At 60.9% G+C, this 16,589-nt stretch carries 7 protein-coding genes; 2 read left to right on the forward strand and 5 right to left on the reverse strand.

Annotated elements, in window-relative coordinates; genetic code table 11:
- Nucleotides 1-16: 16 nt before the first annotated feature.
- Nucleotides 17-2,632, reverse strand: coding sequence for a heavy metal translocating P-type ATPase (locus tag H8699_RS09945; protein ID WP_249285564.1), 2,616 nt, complete (start codon nucleotides 2,630-2,632; stop codon nucleotides 17-19).
- Between the two features lie 2,018 nt (nucleotides 2,633-4,650).
- Between H8699_RS09945 and melA the strand changes: the two genes are divergently transcribed.
- Nucleotides 4,651-5,976 carry an alpha-glucosidase/alpha-galactosidase gene (melA, locus tag H8699_RS09950; protein WP_249285565.1) on the forward strand — a complete coding sequence of 442 codons (1,326 nt, stop codon included), beginning with the start codon at nucleotides 4,651-4,653 and terminating at the stop codon, nucleotides 5,974-5,976.
- A 1,207-nt stretch (nucleotides 5,977-7,183) separates the two neighbouring features.
- Here melA and H8699_RS09955 read toward each other — a convergent pair.
- Nucleotides 7,184-8,527, reverse strand: coding sequence for an ABC transporter substrate-binding protein (locus tag H8699_RS09955; RefSeq protein WP_249285566.1), 1,344 nt, complete (start codon nucleotides 8,525-8,527; stop codon nucleotides 7,184-7,186).
- A gap of 124 nt (nucleotides 8,528-8,651) precedes the next feature.
- Entirely contained in the window at nucleotides 8,652-10,757 is a 2,106-nt protein-coding gene (locus H8699_RS09960) for a helix-turn-helix domain-containing protein (RefSeq protein ID WP_249285567.1), read from the reverse strand.
- A 1,115-nt stretch (nucleotides 10,758-11,872) separates the two neighbouring features.
- On the opposite strand from H8699_RS09960, the gene H8699_RS09965 reads away from it, so the two are divergent.
- Nucleotides 11,873-12,355 (forward strand): HD domain-containing protein, encoded by a 483-nt coding sequence (locus tag H8699_RS09965; protein WP_249285568.1) that lies wholly within the window; start codon nucleotides 11,873-11,875, stop codon nucleotides 12,353-12,355.
- 327 nt (nucleotides 12,356-12,682) lie between these two features.
- On the opposite strand, the gene H8699_RS09970 is transcribed toward H8699_RS09965, so the two are convergent.
- Both H8699_RS09970 and H8699_RS09975 read right to left on the reverse strand, forming a co-directional pair.
- Nucleotides 12,683-14,038, reverse strand: coding sequence for an ABC transporter substrate-binding protein (locus H8699_RS09970; protein ID WP_249285569.1), 1,356 nt, complete (start codon nucleotides 14,036-14,038; stop codon nucleotides 12,683-12,685).
- Nucleotides 14,039-14,671: 633 nt separating this feature from the next.
- Complete coding sequence (locus H8699_RS09975) at nucleotides 14,672-16,027, reverse strand: ABC transporter substrate-binding protein (protein ID WP_249285570.1); 1,356 nt, start codon at nucleotides 16,025-16,027, stop codon at nucleotides 14,672-14,674.
- Nucleotides 16,028-16,589: the final 562 nt, after the last annotated feature.

Below are 16,589 nucleotides of genomic sequence, written 5' to 3' on the forward strand. Positions count from 1 at the left end.
CCACACCCCTTTTGCTTTATGCGATGCCCGTTACCTCGTAGCCGGCGTCCTCCACCGCGGCCTTGAGCGCCGCATCCTCCACCTCTGCGCTTAAAGTCACGGTGGCCTCGCCCTTTTCCAGATCCACCTTGGCCTGCACGCCCTCCAAAGCGTTCAGCGCCTTTTCCACCCGCGCGCTGCAATGCATGCAGCTCATGCCTTCCACCTTCAATACCTTCGTCATCTTTTCTTCCTCCTTATTTTTTGCAGGGTCTGCCCCCGCTTGCTCGCTTTCCTCCCCGGCAGGGGCCGCCTTTTCGCCGGGATTCTCTTCCAAATCAATGGGACAGGCCCCTTGCCCCACCGGGCAGGCCTCCACCTGCGGCAACTTGGGCTTAAACAGCCGCAGCCGCAGGGCATTGCCCACCACGCACACGCTGGACAGGCTCATGGCAAACGCCGCAAACATGGGGTTGAGCAGCCAGCCAAAGGCCAGGTAAAACACCCCCGCCGCCAGCGGGATGCCGATGGTGTTGTAGATCAGCGCCCAGAAAAGGTTCTCCTTGATGTTGCGCAGCGTGGCCCGGCTGAGCTGTACCGCCGCGGGCACGCCCAAAAGGTCGCCCTTTGTCAGCACGATGTCCGCCGATTCGATGGCTACGTCCGTCCCCGCGCCGATGGCCAGCCCCACGTCCGCCCGGGCCAGGGCGGGCGCATCGTTGATGCCGTCCCCCACCATGGCCACCCGCTTGCCCTGGGCCTGCAACTGGCGCACCTGGGCCTCCTTGTCCTGGGGCATCACGTCGGCGATCACGGTATCCACCCCCGCCTGGCGGGCGATGGCCTGGGCCGTGGCCGCGTTGTCCCCGGTGAGCATGATCACCTCAAGCCCCATCTCCCGCATGGCCTGCACCGCGGCGGCGCTGGTGGGCTTTAAGGTATCGGCCACCGCCAGCACGCACAGCGCCCTTTGCCCATCCGCCAGAAACAGTGGCGTGCGCCCGCTCTGCGCCTGCGCTTCCCCCGCGGCCTTCAGCGCGCCGGCCTCGGCCCCCTGCTCCCCTAATAGTTGCAGGTTGCCCAAATAGTAGCGCTTGCCCGCCACCACGCCGCTTAACCCCCTTCCGGGGATGGCGGTAAAATCCTGCGCGCCGGGCAGCGTCAACCCCCGGGCCTTGGCGGCCTCTAAAATGGCGTTTGCCAGCGGATGCTCGCTCTTTTGCTCCAGCGCCGCGGTAATGCGCAGCGCCTCGTCCTCCTCCACGCCCTCGGCGGGGATGACCTCCACCAGCACCGGCTTGCCGTGCGTCAGGGTGCCGGTCTTATCCAGCACCACCGCGTTCACCCCGTGCAGGGTCTCCAAAGCCTCGGCGGATTTGATGAGAATGCCGTTTTCCGCCCCCTTGCCGGTGCCCACCATAATGGCCGTGGGCGTGGCCAGCCCCAGGGCGCAGGGGCAGGAGATCACCAGCACCGCGATGCCGATGGAAAGCGCAAAGGCCACACTTTGCCCCGCGATCAGCCAGGCCACGGCCGCCACCAGGGCGATGAATATCACCACCGGCACGAAAACCCCGCTGATCTTGTCGGCCATCCGGGCGATGGGGGCCTTGGATGCGCTGGCCTCCTCCACCAGGCGGATGATCTCGCTAAAGGCGGTATCCTCCCCCACCCGGGTGGCGGTAAAGGTAAAGTGCCCGTTGCCGTTGATGGAGGCGCCCACCACCCTGTCCCCAGGGCCCTTTTCCACCGGCAGGCTCTCGCCGGTCAGCGCGCTCTCATCCAGGGCCGAGTAGCCCTCTAAAACCTCGCCGTCCACCGGCACCACCTGGCCGGGGCGCACCACCACGGTGTCCCCCACCCGCACCTGGGCCACCGGCAGCTCGGTCTCCTGCCCGTCCCGCAGCACCACGGCGGTCTTGGGGGCCATCTGCACCAGGCGGGCGATGGCCGCGCTGGTCTTGCCCTTGGCCCGGGCCTCTAAATATTTCCCCACCGAGATCAGCGTTAGGATCATGCCCGCGCTTTCAAAGTACAGGTCCATGGCGGCGTGGTGCACGCTCATCATATCCCCCGCCCCCAGCGCGTAGCCGATGCGGTACAGGGCGATCACCCCGTAGACCAGCGCCGCCCCCGAGCCGATGGCGATCAGGCTGTCCATGGTGGGCGCGCCGTGGAACAGCGATTTAAATCCGTTGATAAAGTAGTGCCGGTTGATGGCCACGATGGGCAGCGTCAGCAAAAACAGGGTGAGCGCAAAGGCCATGGCGTTGGCCTCGCCCAAAAAGAAGCCCGGCACCGGCCAGCCCATCATGTGCCCCATGGATAGGTAAAACAGCGGCACCAAAAAGCAGATGGAGGCGATCAGTCCCTTTTTCTGGCGCTGGGCCTCTCGCGCTGCGCCATCCTGCGCCTGCGCCTTGCCGCCGCTTTTTTCGTCCCCCTTAGGGAAGGCGCCGTACCCGGCATGCTCCACCGCCTGGCAGATCGCGCCCTCATTGGTCGCGTCCGGGTCAAAGGTCACGTTCATGCTGTTGCCCAGCAAGTTCACCTGCACGTCCTGCACGCCCGCCACCTTGCGCACCGCCTTTTCCACGTGCGCGCTGCAGGCCGAGCAGGTCATGCCCGTCACGTCAAACGCTTTTTTTGTCATCTTCCTCTCCCCTTTCGTAGGGTTTTGATAACGGCACTTATACCGGCCTTTGCACCGGTCCGTACCTCGTCGCCTTTGCACCACCCCCACCCCCGGGGGGTATATTCAGCATAGTGCCAAAGCCCGCTTTTGTCAAGCCCAGTATGCCCCCGCGCCTCGCCCGCTATGCGGGGCTGTCGCCCTTTTTACCGCTCGTTACAGGGTGGGCGTTTTAAGACGGTGCCCGCCAGCGGCGTTGCCGTTTTACCCTGCGCTCCACTTAGGGGCTTTCGCCCTTTTATCCGCTCTGGGCTACCCGCGTCCTCACGCGCCCCCGCCCGCCATCTAGCGCGAGATAAAACCCAAGCACCCGATGTACTCCCCCCTCGCCTCCCTCTGACGAGGGAGGTGGCAGGCGCAGCCTGCCGGAGGGAGAGACTTTGTGACAGGGCTGCCGCCCTTTTTTCCGCTCTGGGCTACCCGAGTCCCCACGCGCCCTTGCCCGCCAAAAGTCTTGCTCGTCCCATCATTCCACGCGGGGCTTTCGCCTTTTTTCCGCTCTGGGCTGCCTGCGTCCCCCTGCTCCCCCGCCCGCCGTCTAGCGCGAGATAAAACCCAAGCACCCGATGTGCTCCCCCCTCGCCTCCCTCTGATGAGGGAGGTGGCAGACGCAGCCTGCCGGTGGGAGAGACCTTGTGGCAGGGCTGCCGCCCTTTTTTCCGTTCGTTACAAAGTGGTCATTTCAGAACAGTGCCCGCCAGCAGCGTTGCCGTTTTTACCCTGCGCTCCACTTAGGGGCTGCCGCCCTTTTGCCGCTTTTTTATTAAATGTTTGCTCCGCGGGTCACTCTATTCGCTGTGGGTTCGGCCTACGTACCTTACGGTACTTGTCCTCTCCTCACGCTCACAGGGATCATCGCGCCCTTCTTCGCCCACTGGGCGCGGGCACTATAGATCCCATTCCGAGCAACGCGAGGGCGCGGAACGAGCGCCGCCAGTGGCGGATGCAGCGAGTGCAGCGCCCGGTGAGCGTAAGGTGAGGGCAAACGCCTTAAGGCGTGTAGCCCGAACCCACAGCGAACCGAGAGTTGACTGCCTTTGCCGTTGCTGGGACGAGTTCATACGCCACTCCGCTCCCACCGCTCCGCCGCGGCAAAGCCCCCCTCCCCCTCGCTCCCGTCTATTCGCTCCCCCTCGCTCCCGTCTATTCGCTCCCCCTCGCCTCCCTCTGACGAGGGAGGTGGCAGGCACAGCCTGCCGGTGGGAGAGACCTTGTGGCAGGGCTGCCGCCCTTTTGCCGCTCGTTACAAAGTAATCGTTTCAGAACGGCGCCCGCCAGTGGCGTTGCCGTTTTACCCTGCGCTCCACTTAGGGGCTTTCGCCCTTTTTGCCGCTCCGTCTTTCGCCTCAAGCCCAGCGCCTACTCCCGCCATTTGCTTCACTTCCTCTGTCATTCCGAGCGCTAGCGAGGAATCTCTTGACTCCCTCTTGGCCCCGTCTGCACCACGCCGCACACGTCAAGCGCCCATCCCCCTCGCTCCCGTCTATTCGCTCCCCCTCGCCTCCCTCTGATGAGGGAGGTGGCAGGCGCAGCCTACCGGAGGGAGAGACCCTCCCCTAAACCCCATCTCCCACCCCATCAGGAAACATATGGACAATTTTCCGCAACCTGCGGCCCTCGCCCCCTCCCCCGGCCAGCGGGTATCATAAAGGTGATCCAATGCGGTCGCGCGCATGCCCTTATTGCGGCTGGCACATTCCCGCCGCCCCGGCGGGCTGCTACCTCGCAACACCTACTAACCCACGTGCGGCTCAAGGGGACCTTGTCTCCAAACCGCTCAAGAACGGCCACCCGCCCCGGCGGGCGCTGCCTCGCAAAACCCACCGACCCGCATGCGGTTCAAGGGGACCCTGTCCCCAAATCGCTCAAGAACGACCACCCACCCCGCCTCTGGCGGGCTGCAACCAATGACATCCACCAACCCACGTGCGGTTCAAGGGGACCTTGTCCCCAAACGAAATATGAAGGGGGAATTCCTTATGACCAAGATCACCTTTATGGGCGCGGGCAGCACCATCTTCGCCCGCAATGTACTGGGGGACAGCATGTGCACCCCTGCCCTGCGCGAGAGCGAGATCGCCCTGTACGATATCGACGCCCAGCGCCTGCGCGAGAGCGAGATCATCATCCGCGCCATTAACGAGAACGTGAACGCCGGCCGCGCCCGCATCACCACCCATCTGGGGGTGGAAAACCGCCGCGCCGCCCTGCAAGGCGCCTCTTTCGTGGTCAACGCCATCCAGGTGGGAGGCTACGAGCCCTGCACCGTCATCGATTTTGAGATCCCCAAAAAGTACGGCCTGCGCCAGACCATTGCCGATACCCTGGGCATCGGCGGCATCATGCGGGCGCTGCGCACCATCCCCGTCATGCAGGATTTTGCCGATGATATGGCCGCCGTCTGCCCGGACGCCTGGCTGCTCAACTACACCAACCCCATGGCCATGCTCACCGGCTACATGCTGCGCTACACGCCCATCAAAACCGTGGGGCTGTGCCACAGCGTGCAGGTGTGCTCGGAAAAACTGCTCCAGACCCTGGATATGGCCGATAAGCTCCCCGGCCGGCGGGAGAAGATTGCCGGCATCAACCATATGGGCTGGCTGCTGGAGATTTGCGACCGGGAGGGCAACGACCTGTACCCGGAGATCCGCCGGCGCGCCGCAGCCAAAAATGCCGCCGGGAAACATGACGACATGGTGCGCTTTGAGTACATCCGCCATCTGGGCTATTACTGTACCGAGTCCAGCGAGCATAATGCCGAGTACAATCCCTTCTATATTAAATCCAGATATCCCGAGCTGATCGACCGCTACAACATCCCCTTAGACGAATATCCCCGCCGCTGCATCAATCAGATCGCCGGCTGGGAGAAAGAGCGGGACGAAATTCTGGCCGACGGGAAGATCACCCACACCCGAAGCAACGAGTACGCCAGCTACATCATGGAGGCCATGGTCACAAACGCGCCCTATAAGATCGGGGGCAACGTGCTCAACTGCGGCCATCTCATCGAGAATCTGCCCGCCGATGCCTGCGTGGAAGTGCCCTGCCTGGTGGATGGCAGCGGGGTGACCCCCTGCCGGGTGGGGGCCCTGCCCCCGGTGCTGGCCGCCATGAACATGACCAACGTCAACGTCCAGCTGCTGACCATTGAGGCCGCCCGCACCCGATGCAAGGAGGACATCTACCGCGCCGCCATGCTGGACCCGCATACCGCCGCCGAGCTGTCCATCGACGATATTATCGCCATGTGCGACGAGCTGATTGAGGCTCATGGCCCCTACATGGCCATGTACCGCTAAGAGGGGCTTGCGCCCTTTCAACCGCACAAACTATAAATCAAAGCCTGGCTCCAGTCCCGGAGCTGGGCTTTTCCTTTTTCTATCTTCCCTGGGCTGCCGCCCTCTTAACCGCGCAAACCACAAATTAAAGCCTGGCTCCTTTCCCGGAGCCGTGCTTTTCCTCTCTCTATTCTCCCTGGGCCGCCGCCCCTTTAGCCGCTTTCAACACCACACTTCCCCCTTCACCTGCGCCCGCCATAAGGGTTGTGTGTGTTGGCTCTTCCAACGGGCTTGCGCCCCCTTTCCGCTCATACGTCGCACATTGTCCTGCGCTCCCGCCCGCCCTCTATTTCCCCTCTGTCATTCCGAGCCGCAGGCGAGGAATCTCTGGGTATCCTCTTGGCCCTGTCAGCACCACGCTGCACAGCCCAAGCGCTGCTCACTGCCAATGCATGAGATTCTTCGCTCGGCCTTTCGGCCTCTCTCTGAATGACAGGGCGCGTCTGCCCATCCGCTCTCCCCCTTGCCTCCCTCTGATGAGGGAGGTGGCGCACCCTTTGGGTGCGTCGGAGGGAGAGAACTTGAGACAGGGCTTGCGCCCCCTTTCCGCTCATACATCGCATATTGTCCTGCGCTTCCGCCCGCCAGTGGCTTCTCCCTTTCTGTCATTCCGAGCCGCAGGCGAGGAATCTCTGGGTATCCTCTTGGCCCTGCTTCCACCACATTGTACAGGCTAAGCATTGCTCACTGCCAATGCAACAGATTCTTCGCTCGGCCTTTCGGCCTCTCTCTGAATGACAGGGCGCGTCTGCCCATCCGCTCTCAACATCGCATTTCCCAATTCGCCTGTGCCCGCCATAAGGGTTTGTTTGTTGACTCTCGCTGCAGGGCTATCGTCCTCTTAATCGCACAAACCACAAATTAAAGCCGGGCCCCCAGTCCCGAAGCCGGGCTCTTTCCTTTTTCTATATTCTCTGGGCTGTCGCCCTTTTAACCGCTCCTATTTTCTGTGTACTCGTACGGCTTCGCACTCCAAGCGCTTTATCTCTTTGTCTTTCCCAGCAGGCTACCCCCCTTATCCACGCCCCTTCATTTTTCCTCTCTGCCTACACCTCGCCCGCCTCCAATACCCCCCTAAAGAGAGAAGGGCGGGCTCCTTTCGGAGCCCGCCCTTCTCTCTTTAGGGGTCACACGCCAAGCGATACGTGTCATGTAATGCTTATATTGCCTACTGGTCCTGTTCAGCTACCAGCTCTTCCAAATCGCTCTGGAGTTTAGCCAGGGTATCCTTCCAGCCGTTCTCATCCATGGTCAGCGCCGCCTGGGTAAACACCTGGTCGAACATCTGCCCCTCAACAGAAGAAGCGCTGGGCGGACAGGCCTCAAGCGGATAAACCATCGGCACAACATTGGGGATAACGTCTTTGATAATCATCTGCTGGTTAGGCTTGGTGCACTTTTCATAAAAACTGGTGCGCGCCGGCAGCGGGTTCATATCCCCCTTCGCGAAGCACTCGCCCGTGTTTTCGCTGTACCACTTGAGCACGCGCAGGGTAATGTCCTTGTGCTGCCCCTGCTCAAACATCATAAAGCCGTTGGTGCAGTTCTGGTATTTTTTAATGCCGCCGTCATAGGTCTCCATCGGCGGGATAACCGCTACATCCAGGCCCTGGCTCATCGCGCCTCGCAGCTCCTCGCAGCCGCCGTTGATAATGCCCACCTTTTCGGCCAGGAAAAGCTTGCGCGCGTCCTCCGACTGGTAGCCCTCAATCCCCTCGGGCAAAATGCCAGCATCCTTCATGTCGCGGATAAACTGCATCAGGCTCAGGTTTGCCTCCGTATCCACGTTGGCGTTGCCGTCCGCGTCGTACCAGGCGCCGCCGTTCATGGTGCCGTAGTTACCGACGATGCCGCCGTTGACCACGCCAAAGGCAACGCCGTAGATGTCGCTGCCCCGGCTGCGGAAGGCTTTGCCCACCTCGATCATCTCTTTCCAGCTCCCGGGCATCGAAAGGCCCATTTCATCCAGCCAATCCTTGCGAATCACGGTCATCCGCGGGTCAAAATTCCAGGGAATGCCCACTTGCTTGCCCTTGTACGTCCAGTACTCCAGCGCCCCTTCGGGGAAGTCGGTGTCCGTTCCCTCTTTCTTCCACTCATTCACAATCCAGCTCAGGTCCGCCACCTCGCCCGACACCGCGAACTGGAAGGGCATGTACCCGCCGCCGGTGGCAAAATCCGGCGCGGCGTTTGCGGCCACCGCCGTGGAGAAGGCCTCAAACCAGCCGCTCCAGGGCAGGTTGGTGTAGCTGAAGGTTACGTTGGGGTCTACCTCTTCGGTGTAGCGGTTCAGCGTCGTCTCGGCGATGGCCGGGTAGCTCTCCGCCGCGCCCCAGGCCATGTCCCAGAATACGATCTGGGTGGGTTCAGTGGCCATTCCTTCGCCGCCTTGCCCTTGGGCGCTGGTCGTAGCCGCCTCCTTCTCCGCCTCCGGCGCGCTGCAGCCCACCATCGTCAGTGCCATGGCTGCAGCCAGCATCAGGCTGACTACCAAAGTCCATCTCTTTTTCATGTGTACATTCCTCCTTCAATCTTTGGATTCGTCCGCTTTGCGTGACATAACCCCAAGACCTCTCCCCCCTTAAGAAGAAATCTTGTACTTTTTGTTGTTTTTTATATGGTTGTGTGTGGATGACTTAAAAGCTGATCTTTAGAACGCTGTGCGGTGGCATGCACAGGCTGCCGCTGCCCGCCTGCTCCAATAGATTTGTCTCTGAAAAGAAGGACGGCGGCAGTACATTGTCGCTGGAATAGAGCACGGCTTCCCTGCAGGCGCCATACTTGGAAAAGTTCACTGTTTTACACTGCCGGTAAGAAGCGTTGATCAGGGTAACTGTCACCCTTCCCTCCCGGTCCATTGTGGCCACGGCCTCCTGTGAGGCAAAGCACAGGTGGTTACCCGCGTGGCACCGCATTAAGGCGAATATCTGCCCCTGGGCGGACATGCGCACGCCGTCGGGTTCTACGCAGAGCATACCTTCGTTTACCGCCTGAAAGTGGCAGGCGATGGCGATGCCGCTCTTTTCGGCCTCTTCAATCAAAAGGTGCATGGCCAGCGCGGCGTAAATGCCGTCCGTCACGCTGGAAGGCCTGTACCAGGCGTACCACACGTTCCACTCGTCCAGAGAAATCCGCATATTGGGGCTGAGCATCTGGTGCGTCTGACGGATCAGGCAGCGCATGCGAGCAATCGAGGCCAGACACCGGTTGTATTCCTGCTCCACGGCCATCAGGTCCGTAAAGCAGGGCGCGTACCCATAGTAATGCTGCGAGATCATCTGCGCCATGCCGGAAAGGGGGCGTGCCGAAAGCTCCGCCCATTCCCGGTTGGGATAGGGGCCGGAAGAGCACAGGCTGAGGTTGGGCGATACCTCCAGCATTTTCTTGCCGTGCTCCTGCACGGTTTTGCAGTACCCGCCCGGGGTATTGTCCCCCTCCATGTGCCCGTAGCCAAATTCATTCCCCAACGACCAGAGCTGGACGCGGTAGGGTTCCACATACCCGCGGGCCGCACGCAGCCCGCCGTAGTGCGTGGCGCTGTCCCCATTGCAGTATTCTACCCATGCCGCGTTTTCTTCCGGCGTATTCCAACAGGGGTTGATGGTGATAAACGGCTCAGCGCCGATTTCGCGGCACAGGGCGATAAAATCATCGGTGTTCATTTCGTTAAAGTCGTAGCCCATGGTGTGCGGCTGGGTTTCCAGCCCTAAATAGGATTGGAAGGGCGCGCGCATATCCGCCGGAAGCAGGCCGTCCATCCAGTTGTATTCCCCCGCAAAATTTCCGCCCGGCCAGCGCAGCACGCCTATGCCCAGCGCCGCCATGGCCTGCACCACGTCGCGGCGCATGCCCCGAAAATGATCCTTGGGCAAAAGCGAAAGCGCCCCAAAGCAAACGCTGCCCGCCTCCTCCCAGGTAATGCGCAGGTCCGCGTCCGCGTCGCCTTTGCCGGGGGTCAGCTCGATTTCATACCGGGTCCAGTCCTCGGCCTGCGCCGCAACGGTATGCCGGGCGTATACGCGTTCCTCCGTCCGGTCCGTCAGCGCTATGGAAACCGCGATTGGGCCCCGGGTTTTAACCACCATGGCAAAAAGGTAGGGCCGCTCCGCCTGAATGGAGACGCCGTGCTGCCCCAACCCGGCCGCCGCTCCGGCGCGGGGGTTCAAGATGTGCAGCGCGTTGCACTCCGCCATGCGCTGCATATGGTAGCCCTCTCCATGCCGCGTGTAGGGGTCGTCAAAGGTAAAAATCGCCTGTTTGCCGATGGGGTACCACGCCATCGCGCATCCCATCCCAGCCGTGGGCTTGCCCACAAACTTCCGGTTGCGCAGCATCTGCGCCGACAGGCCGCTGTACAGGCAGGAGCGGGTGTGCTCCAAATTGCTGCCGAACAGATAAGGAGAAACCAAAAGGTCGCCGGCGTCAACAGGTTCGAGCACCAGCGTTTCCCCCTGGCCCGCTGCCTCATGGATCGTGCGTCCGTCCTCGTCCGGCGCGCGACACTCATCCAGATTACTGCTGCGCGCCACATGGCGGGATTCGCCGCTCAATATCTCCACCACACTGGTGCGCAGTTCGGCCGCCAGCCGGCTTAGCAGGGCCACATCCGGTATGCTTTTTCCGCGTTCCCATTTGGATACCGCTTTATCGGTAATGTCCAGCCGCTCGGCAAGCTCCGCCTGCGTCAGCCCCAGGGCGGCTCTCCGCTGTGCGATAAAACGGCCGATTTGTGTGATATTCATGCGTTTATCCTCCTGAATTAAATCCAGTATAAAAGAAAAGGTGCTCCGGCACAATCGACCGTTGGTTTACCACCTGTTTAGGGGGCCTGCGCTCCTGCGCACTGTTCTTCCCTGTCCCTTCGAGTAGGGCTGCCGCCCTTTTAACCGCACAAACCATAAATTAAAGCCTGGCTCCCAGTCCCGGGGCCGGGCTTTTCCTTTTTTCTCTCTTCCCTGGGCTATCGCCCTCTTAACCGCACAAACCATAAATTAAAGCCTGGCTCCCAGTCCCGGGGCCGGGCTTTTTCCTTTCTCTATCCTCCCAGGGCCGCCGCCCTTTTAACCGCTCTAACAGCCTGACCGTATCGCTTATTTCCGCCCGCCATTTATTTACCTCGCTCTCCTTACCATCTGCGGGCTGCCGCCCTTTTAGCCGCTCTAACAGCCTGATCGTATCGCCTATTTTCGCACGCCATTAACGTTACTCAAGCGCTGCCTGACATCAGGCGGCGCTTTTCATTTTTCTTCGAACTCATACGTCCTCACCCGCCGTCCACTTTACCTCCCTGTCATTCCGAGCACGGCCGTCGCTCCCTTATCCGCTCTTACTTCTCCGCGTTCCCCTGCGCCCTCATTCGCCCTCTACTTCTCCCTGTCATTCCGAGCGTAGCCGAGGAATCTCTTGGCACCCTCTTGGCCCTTCTGCCACCGCGCCGCACAGGTCAAGCGCCACCCTCTGCCGACGCATAAGATTCTTCGCTCGGCCTTTCGGCCTCTCTCTGAATGACAGGGCGCGTCTGCCCATCCGCTCCGCCCCTTGCCTCCCTCTGATGAGGGAGGTGGCGCACCCTTTGGGTGCGTCGGAGGGAGAGAACTGGCTGCCGCCCTTCTAACCGCTCTCAACACCGCATTTCCCAATTCGCCTGTGCCCGCCATAAGGGTTTGTTTGTTGACTCTCGTTGCAGGGCTATCGTCCTCTTTGCCGTTTCCCATATTCGTCTAGCCCTGTCATTCCGAGCGTAGCCGAGGGCGTGAAGCCTCGCCTGCCCTTCCATCGCACAAAATCCAATCCATCCGCTTTACCCGCACCCCGTCCATCGTATAAAATAAGGTATATTCTTTAGGATGGTGAAAGGATGAACTACAGCCTGTACGCCTGCGCGCTGGTCCACCGCTATGGCCGGGAGATCCTTGCCTCCCCGGGCATGCAGCAAACCAGGCTTTATCTCCAGCACGGCCATGTCAGCGTATACAGCCACTCCCTCGCCGTGGCGCTGGCCTGCGTGGCCATCGCCGCCCGCCTGCATATCCGGGCCGATCAGCGCGCACTGGTGCGCGGCGCCCTGCTGCACGACTATTTTCTCTACGATTGGCACCATAAGGATGCCAGCCACCGCTGGCACGGGGTGCACCACGCCGCCCGTGCGCTGCAAAACGCCCAGCGGGACTTTGCCCTGCGCCCTGTCGAGCGGGATATGATCCTGCGGCACATGTTCCCTTTAAATCTGCACCCGCCCCGCACGCGGGAAGGCGTCCTCCTCTGCCTGGCCGATAAGCTGTGCGCCACGCGCGAGGTGGTCTCCGGCCGCCTGCCCGGGCGCAGCCCCCGCACAGGGTAAGCGCGGCCGCTTTTCCCCTGCTCTCCGTCCTGCGCTTCTTTGTCCCCACCCTTCCCTCTGCTCCTTTAGCCGCCCCTTCCCCGCAACTCTCCATAACCACAAACGGCAGGGGCCGGACAAAACTGCCCGGCCCCTGCCGCGGGGAACAACGGACGCCTGCATAGGGTCAGGGCGCCCGCTTCACAAAAGCCGCCGGGATGGTTTACCGGCCGCTTAAGGACTTGGGTTCTGCCCTCCACGCCAAAAGGGGCGCGCCTTACGCGGCTTGGCCCCTTCTGGCCACGAGGGCGGTATGGGGAACGGTTCCGCTTATAATCTCTCCTGCCGCTATTTGTCGTTGGCGGCGATCAGCTCCTCCAGGTCTTTTTGCACCTTGCCCAGGGTCTCCTTCATGCCCGCCTCGTCCTGGGTCAGGGCGCTTTGCAGCAGCGTCATCGCCAGCTTTTGCCCCTCGATAGAGGAGGTGGAGGGCCGTGCGCTGGTCAGCGGGTAGCACAGCGGCGCCAGCTCAGGCAGCACGTCCTTGATCATGATCTGCTGGTACTCGCTGGTGCACTGCTCGTAAAAGCTGGTGCGCGCCGGCAGCGGGTTCATATCGCCCTTGGCAAATACCTCGCCGGTGTTTTCGCTGTACCATTTCAGCGCCTTCATCGCCACATCCTTGTGCTTGCTCTGCTCAAACACCATAAAGCCGTTAATGCAGTTTTGCCCTTTCATAATGCCGCCGTCATAGGTCTTCAGCGGCGGGATTACCGCCACATCCAGCCCGGCCGCCAGGGGCTCGCGCAGCTGGGCGGTGCCGCCCATCAGGATGCCGGCCTTGCCCGCGATAAACAGCTTTTTGCCGTCCTCGCCCTGGTAGCCTTCTATGCCGTCGTTCAGCACGCCGGCCTTTTTCATATCGCTAAAGAACTTCATGGTGCTCAGCGTGCTGGGCTTATTCACATTGCCGCTGCCATCCTCGTTGTAGTACAGCCCGCCGTTCATGGTGCCAAAGTGGTTGAAGCACGCGCTGTCGTTCACCACGCCAAAGGTGACGCCGTAAATATCGTCCCCCCGCTGGTCAAACACCTTGGCCACGTCGATCAGTTCTTTCCAGCTGGTGGGCATGGCAAGCCCGGCCTCGTCCAGCCAGTCCTTGCGGATCACCGAGAGCCGCGGGTCAAAGTTCCAGGGGATGCCCACCTGTTTGTCCTTATAGCGCCAGTAGTCCAGCGCCCCTTCGGGGAAATCGGTATCCGTGCCCTCTTTCTTCCACTCGTCTACGATCCATTGCAGGTCCGCCGCTTCGCCCGTCACTGCGAACTGGAAGGGCATGAACCCGCCCCCGGTGGAAAAGTCCGGGGCTGAGTTGGAGGCCACCGCCGTAGAGAAGGTCTCAAACCAGTTGCTCCAGGGCAGGTTGGTGTAGTTAAAGGTCACGTTGGGGTCCACCTCTTGGGTATAGCGCTTGATGGTGGCCTCCGCCAGCGGCGGATAGGTCTCCGCGCCGCCCCAGGCCATGTCCCAAAAGACCAGTTCCACCGGCTCGGTGGCCATGCCGGCCCCGCTCCCCGCGCTGCCCGAGGCCCCGCCGCTGCTCCCTGCGCCGCCGGCGTCCGGCGCGCCTCCACAGCCCGCTATGCCCAGGCCCATGGCCGCCGCCAGCCCCAGGCTCAAGAGCATCGTCCATCCTCGTTTCATAGTATCCCTCCTTCTTCTCGCCTTACCGGGCCGCGGCCCGGCACGCGCCTATCGTACGGATTTTTTTACGTCGCATCCGTCTTTAGTTCACATTTATTTCACAATCTTTCACTTTAATTTCATATTATACGCTAATTTTACCTCCGTCAAGCCCCTCACAGACTTTCTTTCCACCATTTTCCAAGGCGGCAATTGCAGCCCGCCCTGCGCATCCAGGCCCGCTTTGCGGCCCCGCCTCTCGCTCTGCGCTCCCTTTGCAATACGCCTGCCAGTTGTCTTTCCACCCTGTACCGCAGGATGCACTTTTCTGTGTCCTCCTATTGGGTCAGCGTTTCCCTCTCCGCCATCCCCCAATACCCTTAATCGCTTTGTCTGTCCCCCCGCTTCCATCCGCCGCCGGACGTCCTCCTCGCCAGCGGGCCAACCCGCTTTTGCCCATCCTTGCCTGCCCGGGCGCAGCCCCCGCACAGGGTAAGCGCGGCCCATGTCCAGCCCCTTTCTCGGGCTACCCGCCAAAACCTCACCGCAAACAGCGCCGTCCATGCAACTCAAAAGGGGGCCGGGCCATATGCCCAGCCCCCTTCTGAGGGGTTTACACGTCAAGCGAAGCGTATTTTTCTCATCTTTATTTCATTACTGGTCCAGGTCGTTTACCAGGCCCTCCAGCTGGGTCTGCAGCTTGGCCACGGTATCCTTCCAGCCGTTCTCGTCCATGGTCAGCGCGCTCTGGGTCAGTTCCATCGCAAAGCGCTGGCCCTCGACGGAGGAGGCGCTGGGCGGGCAGGCGGTCAGCGGGTAGCACAGCGGCACCGCGTTGGGGATGACCTCTTTGATGATCATCTGCTGGTACTGCTGGTCGCACTGTTCAAAGAAGCTGGTACGCGCCGGCAGCGGGTTCATCTCGCCCTTCTGGAAGCACTCGCCGGTGTTCTCGCTGTACCATTTGAGCACCTTCATGGCGATGTCTTTGTGCTGGCTCTGCTCAAATACCATAAAGCCGTTGATGCAGTTCTGGTACTTCATAATGCCGCCCTCGTAGGTCTCAAGCGGCGGGACGATGGCCACATCAAAGCCCGCGGCCAGGGATTCGCGCAGTTCCGAGCAACCGCCGATCAGGATACCGGCCTTCTCGGCCAGGAACAGCTTCTTGGCATCCTCGCCCTGGTAGCCTTCAATGCCCTCGGGCAGCACACCGGCTTTTTTCATGTCGTTGATCCACTTCATCACGCCGTAGGTTTCCTGTTTATCCAGGTCGGCGTTGCCGTCCTTATCGTAGTAGATGCCGCCGTTCATGGTGCCGTAGATGGTCGCCACCTTTCCGTCAGCCGCTACGCCGAAGGAAACGCCGTACACATCGTCCCCCCGCTGACGGAACACCTTGGCCACGTCGATAAACTCGGTGAAGGTGGTGGGCATCGAAAGCCCAGCCTCATCCAGCCAGTCCTGGCGGATCACGGTCATCCGGGGGTCAAAGTTCCAGGGAATGCCCACCTGTTTGTCTTTGTACACCCAGTAATCCAGCGTCCCTTCGGGGAAGTCGGTGTCCGTGCCCTCTTTCTTCCACTCGTCTACGATCCAGCTTAGATCTGCCGCCTCGCCGTTGACCGCGAACTGGAAGGGCATAAAGCCGCCGCCAGTGGCAAAGTCGGGCGCCGAGTTGGAGGCTACCGCCGTGGAGAAGGTCTCAAACCAGTTGCTCCAGGGCAGGTTGGTGTAGTTGAAGGTCACATTGGGGTCCACTTCGGTGGTGTAGCGGTTCAGCGTCTCCTCAGCCAGGGGAGGATAGGCTTCCGCCCCGCCCCAGGCCATATCCCAGAAGACGATCTCCGTAGGTTCCGTGGCCATGCCGGCACCGCCGCCGCTGGCGCCAGATGAGGCCTCCCCGCCGGTTGACGCGCTGCTGTCCGGCGCGCCGCCGCAGCCCACCAGCGTCAGCCCCATGGCTACCACCAGGATCAGGCTCAGTGCAAGAGTCCATCTCTTTTTCATGTGTCCACTCCTCCTTCAATCTTTGGGTCGTCCGCTTTGCGTGGTATACCCTTAGATCTCTCCCCCCTTAAGAAGAAATCTAATTGACAAGTAAGTAAGGGCACTTTTCCCCTGGGTCATCGTCATTTATGCCTATGGAATTGTCTGCTGTCGCGTCCTGTATTTTTCTTGGCCCGAGCGGGCCGCTTCAGATGCCTTTACGGCAGAGTCCTGGTTCGATCCGTCTTTTTTAAATGTGCTATTTATGATATCTTATGCCTGATTTGTTTTCTTTGTTCATATTGTATTCACATTATGCCGGTTATCCGCGCAAAAATCAACCCCTTTTTGCTTAAAATTGATTCCTATTTTTTTACTTATCAGTTTGCTTTTTTCCATCGGTCTTTTGGCGCGGCTAACAAATCGCGCCATTTTGTCTTTATCTGCCGCTCCCTCCCCGCCTAAGCCATCCTCTCCCCACCTGCCTTCCTCCTTGAGGGAGGTGGCAGGCGCAGCCTGACGGAGGGAGTAATCCCCTCTCTCATTCTCTGCACACCACGTTGCACCCCTTTATCCTTATCTG

Origin of the sequence: Luoshenia tenuis (assembly GCF_014384745.1) — a bacterium.
In the GTDB taxonomy this organism is placed as follows: domain Bacteria; phylum Bacillota; class Clostridia; order Christensenellales.

Bases quoted from the DNA above. Each gene is read 5' to 3' on its own strand.
- H8699_RS09970 (WP_249285569.1), bottom strand. From the start codon at position 14,038: ATGAAACGAGGATGGACGATGCTCTTGAGCCTGGGGCTGGCGGCGGCC.
- H8699_RS09955 (WP_249285566.1), bottom strand. From the start codon at position 8,527: ATGAAAAAGAGATGGACTTTGGTAGTCAGCCTGATGCTGGCTGCAGCC.
- H8699_RS09975 (WP_249285570.1), bottom strand. From the start codon at position 16,027: ATGAAAAAGAGATGGACTCTTGCACTGAGCCTGATCCTGGTGGTAGCC.
- melA (WP_249285565.1), top strand. From the start codon at position 4,651: ATGACCAAGATCACCTTTATGGGCGCGGGCAGCACCATCTTCGCCCGC.
- H8699_RS09945 (WP_249285564.1), bottom strand. From the start codon at position 2,632: ATGACAAAAAAAGCGTTTGACGTGACGGGCATGACCTGCTCGGCCTGC.
- H8699_RS09960 (WP_249285567.1), bottom strand. From the start codon at position 10,757: ATGAATATCACACAAATCGGCCGTTTTATCGCACAGCGGAGAGCCGCC.
- H8699_RS09965 (WP_249285568.1), top strand. From the start codon at position 11,873: ATGAACTACAGCCTGTACGCCTGCGCGCTGGTCCACCGCTATGGCCGG.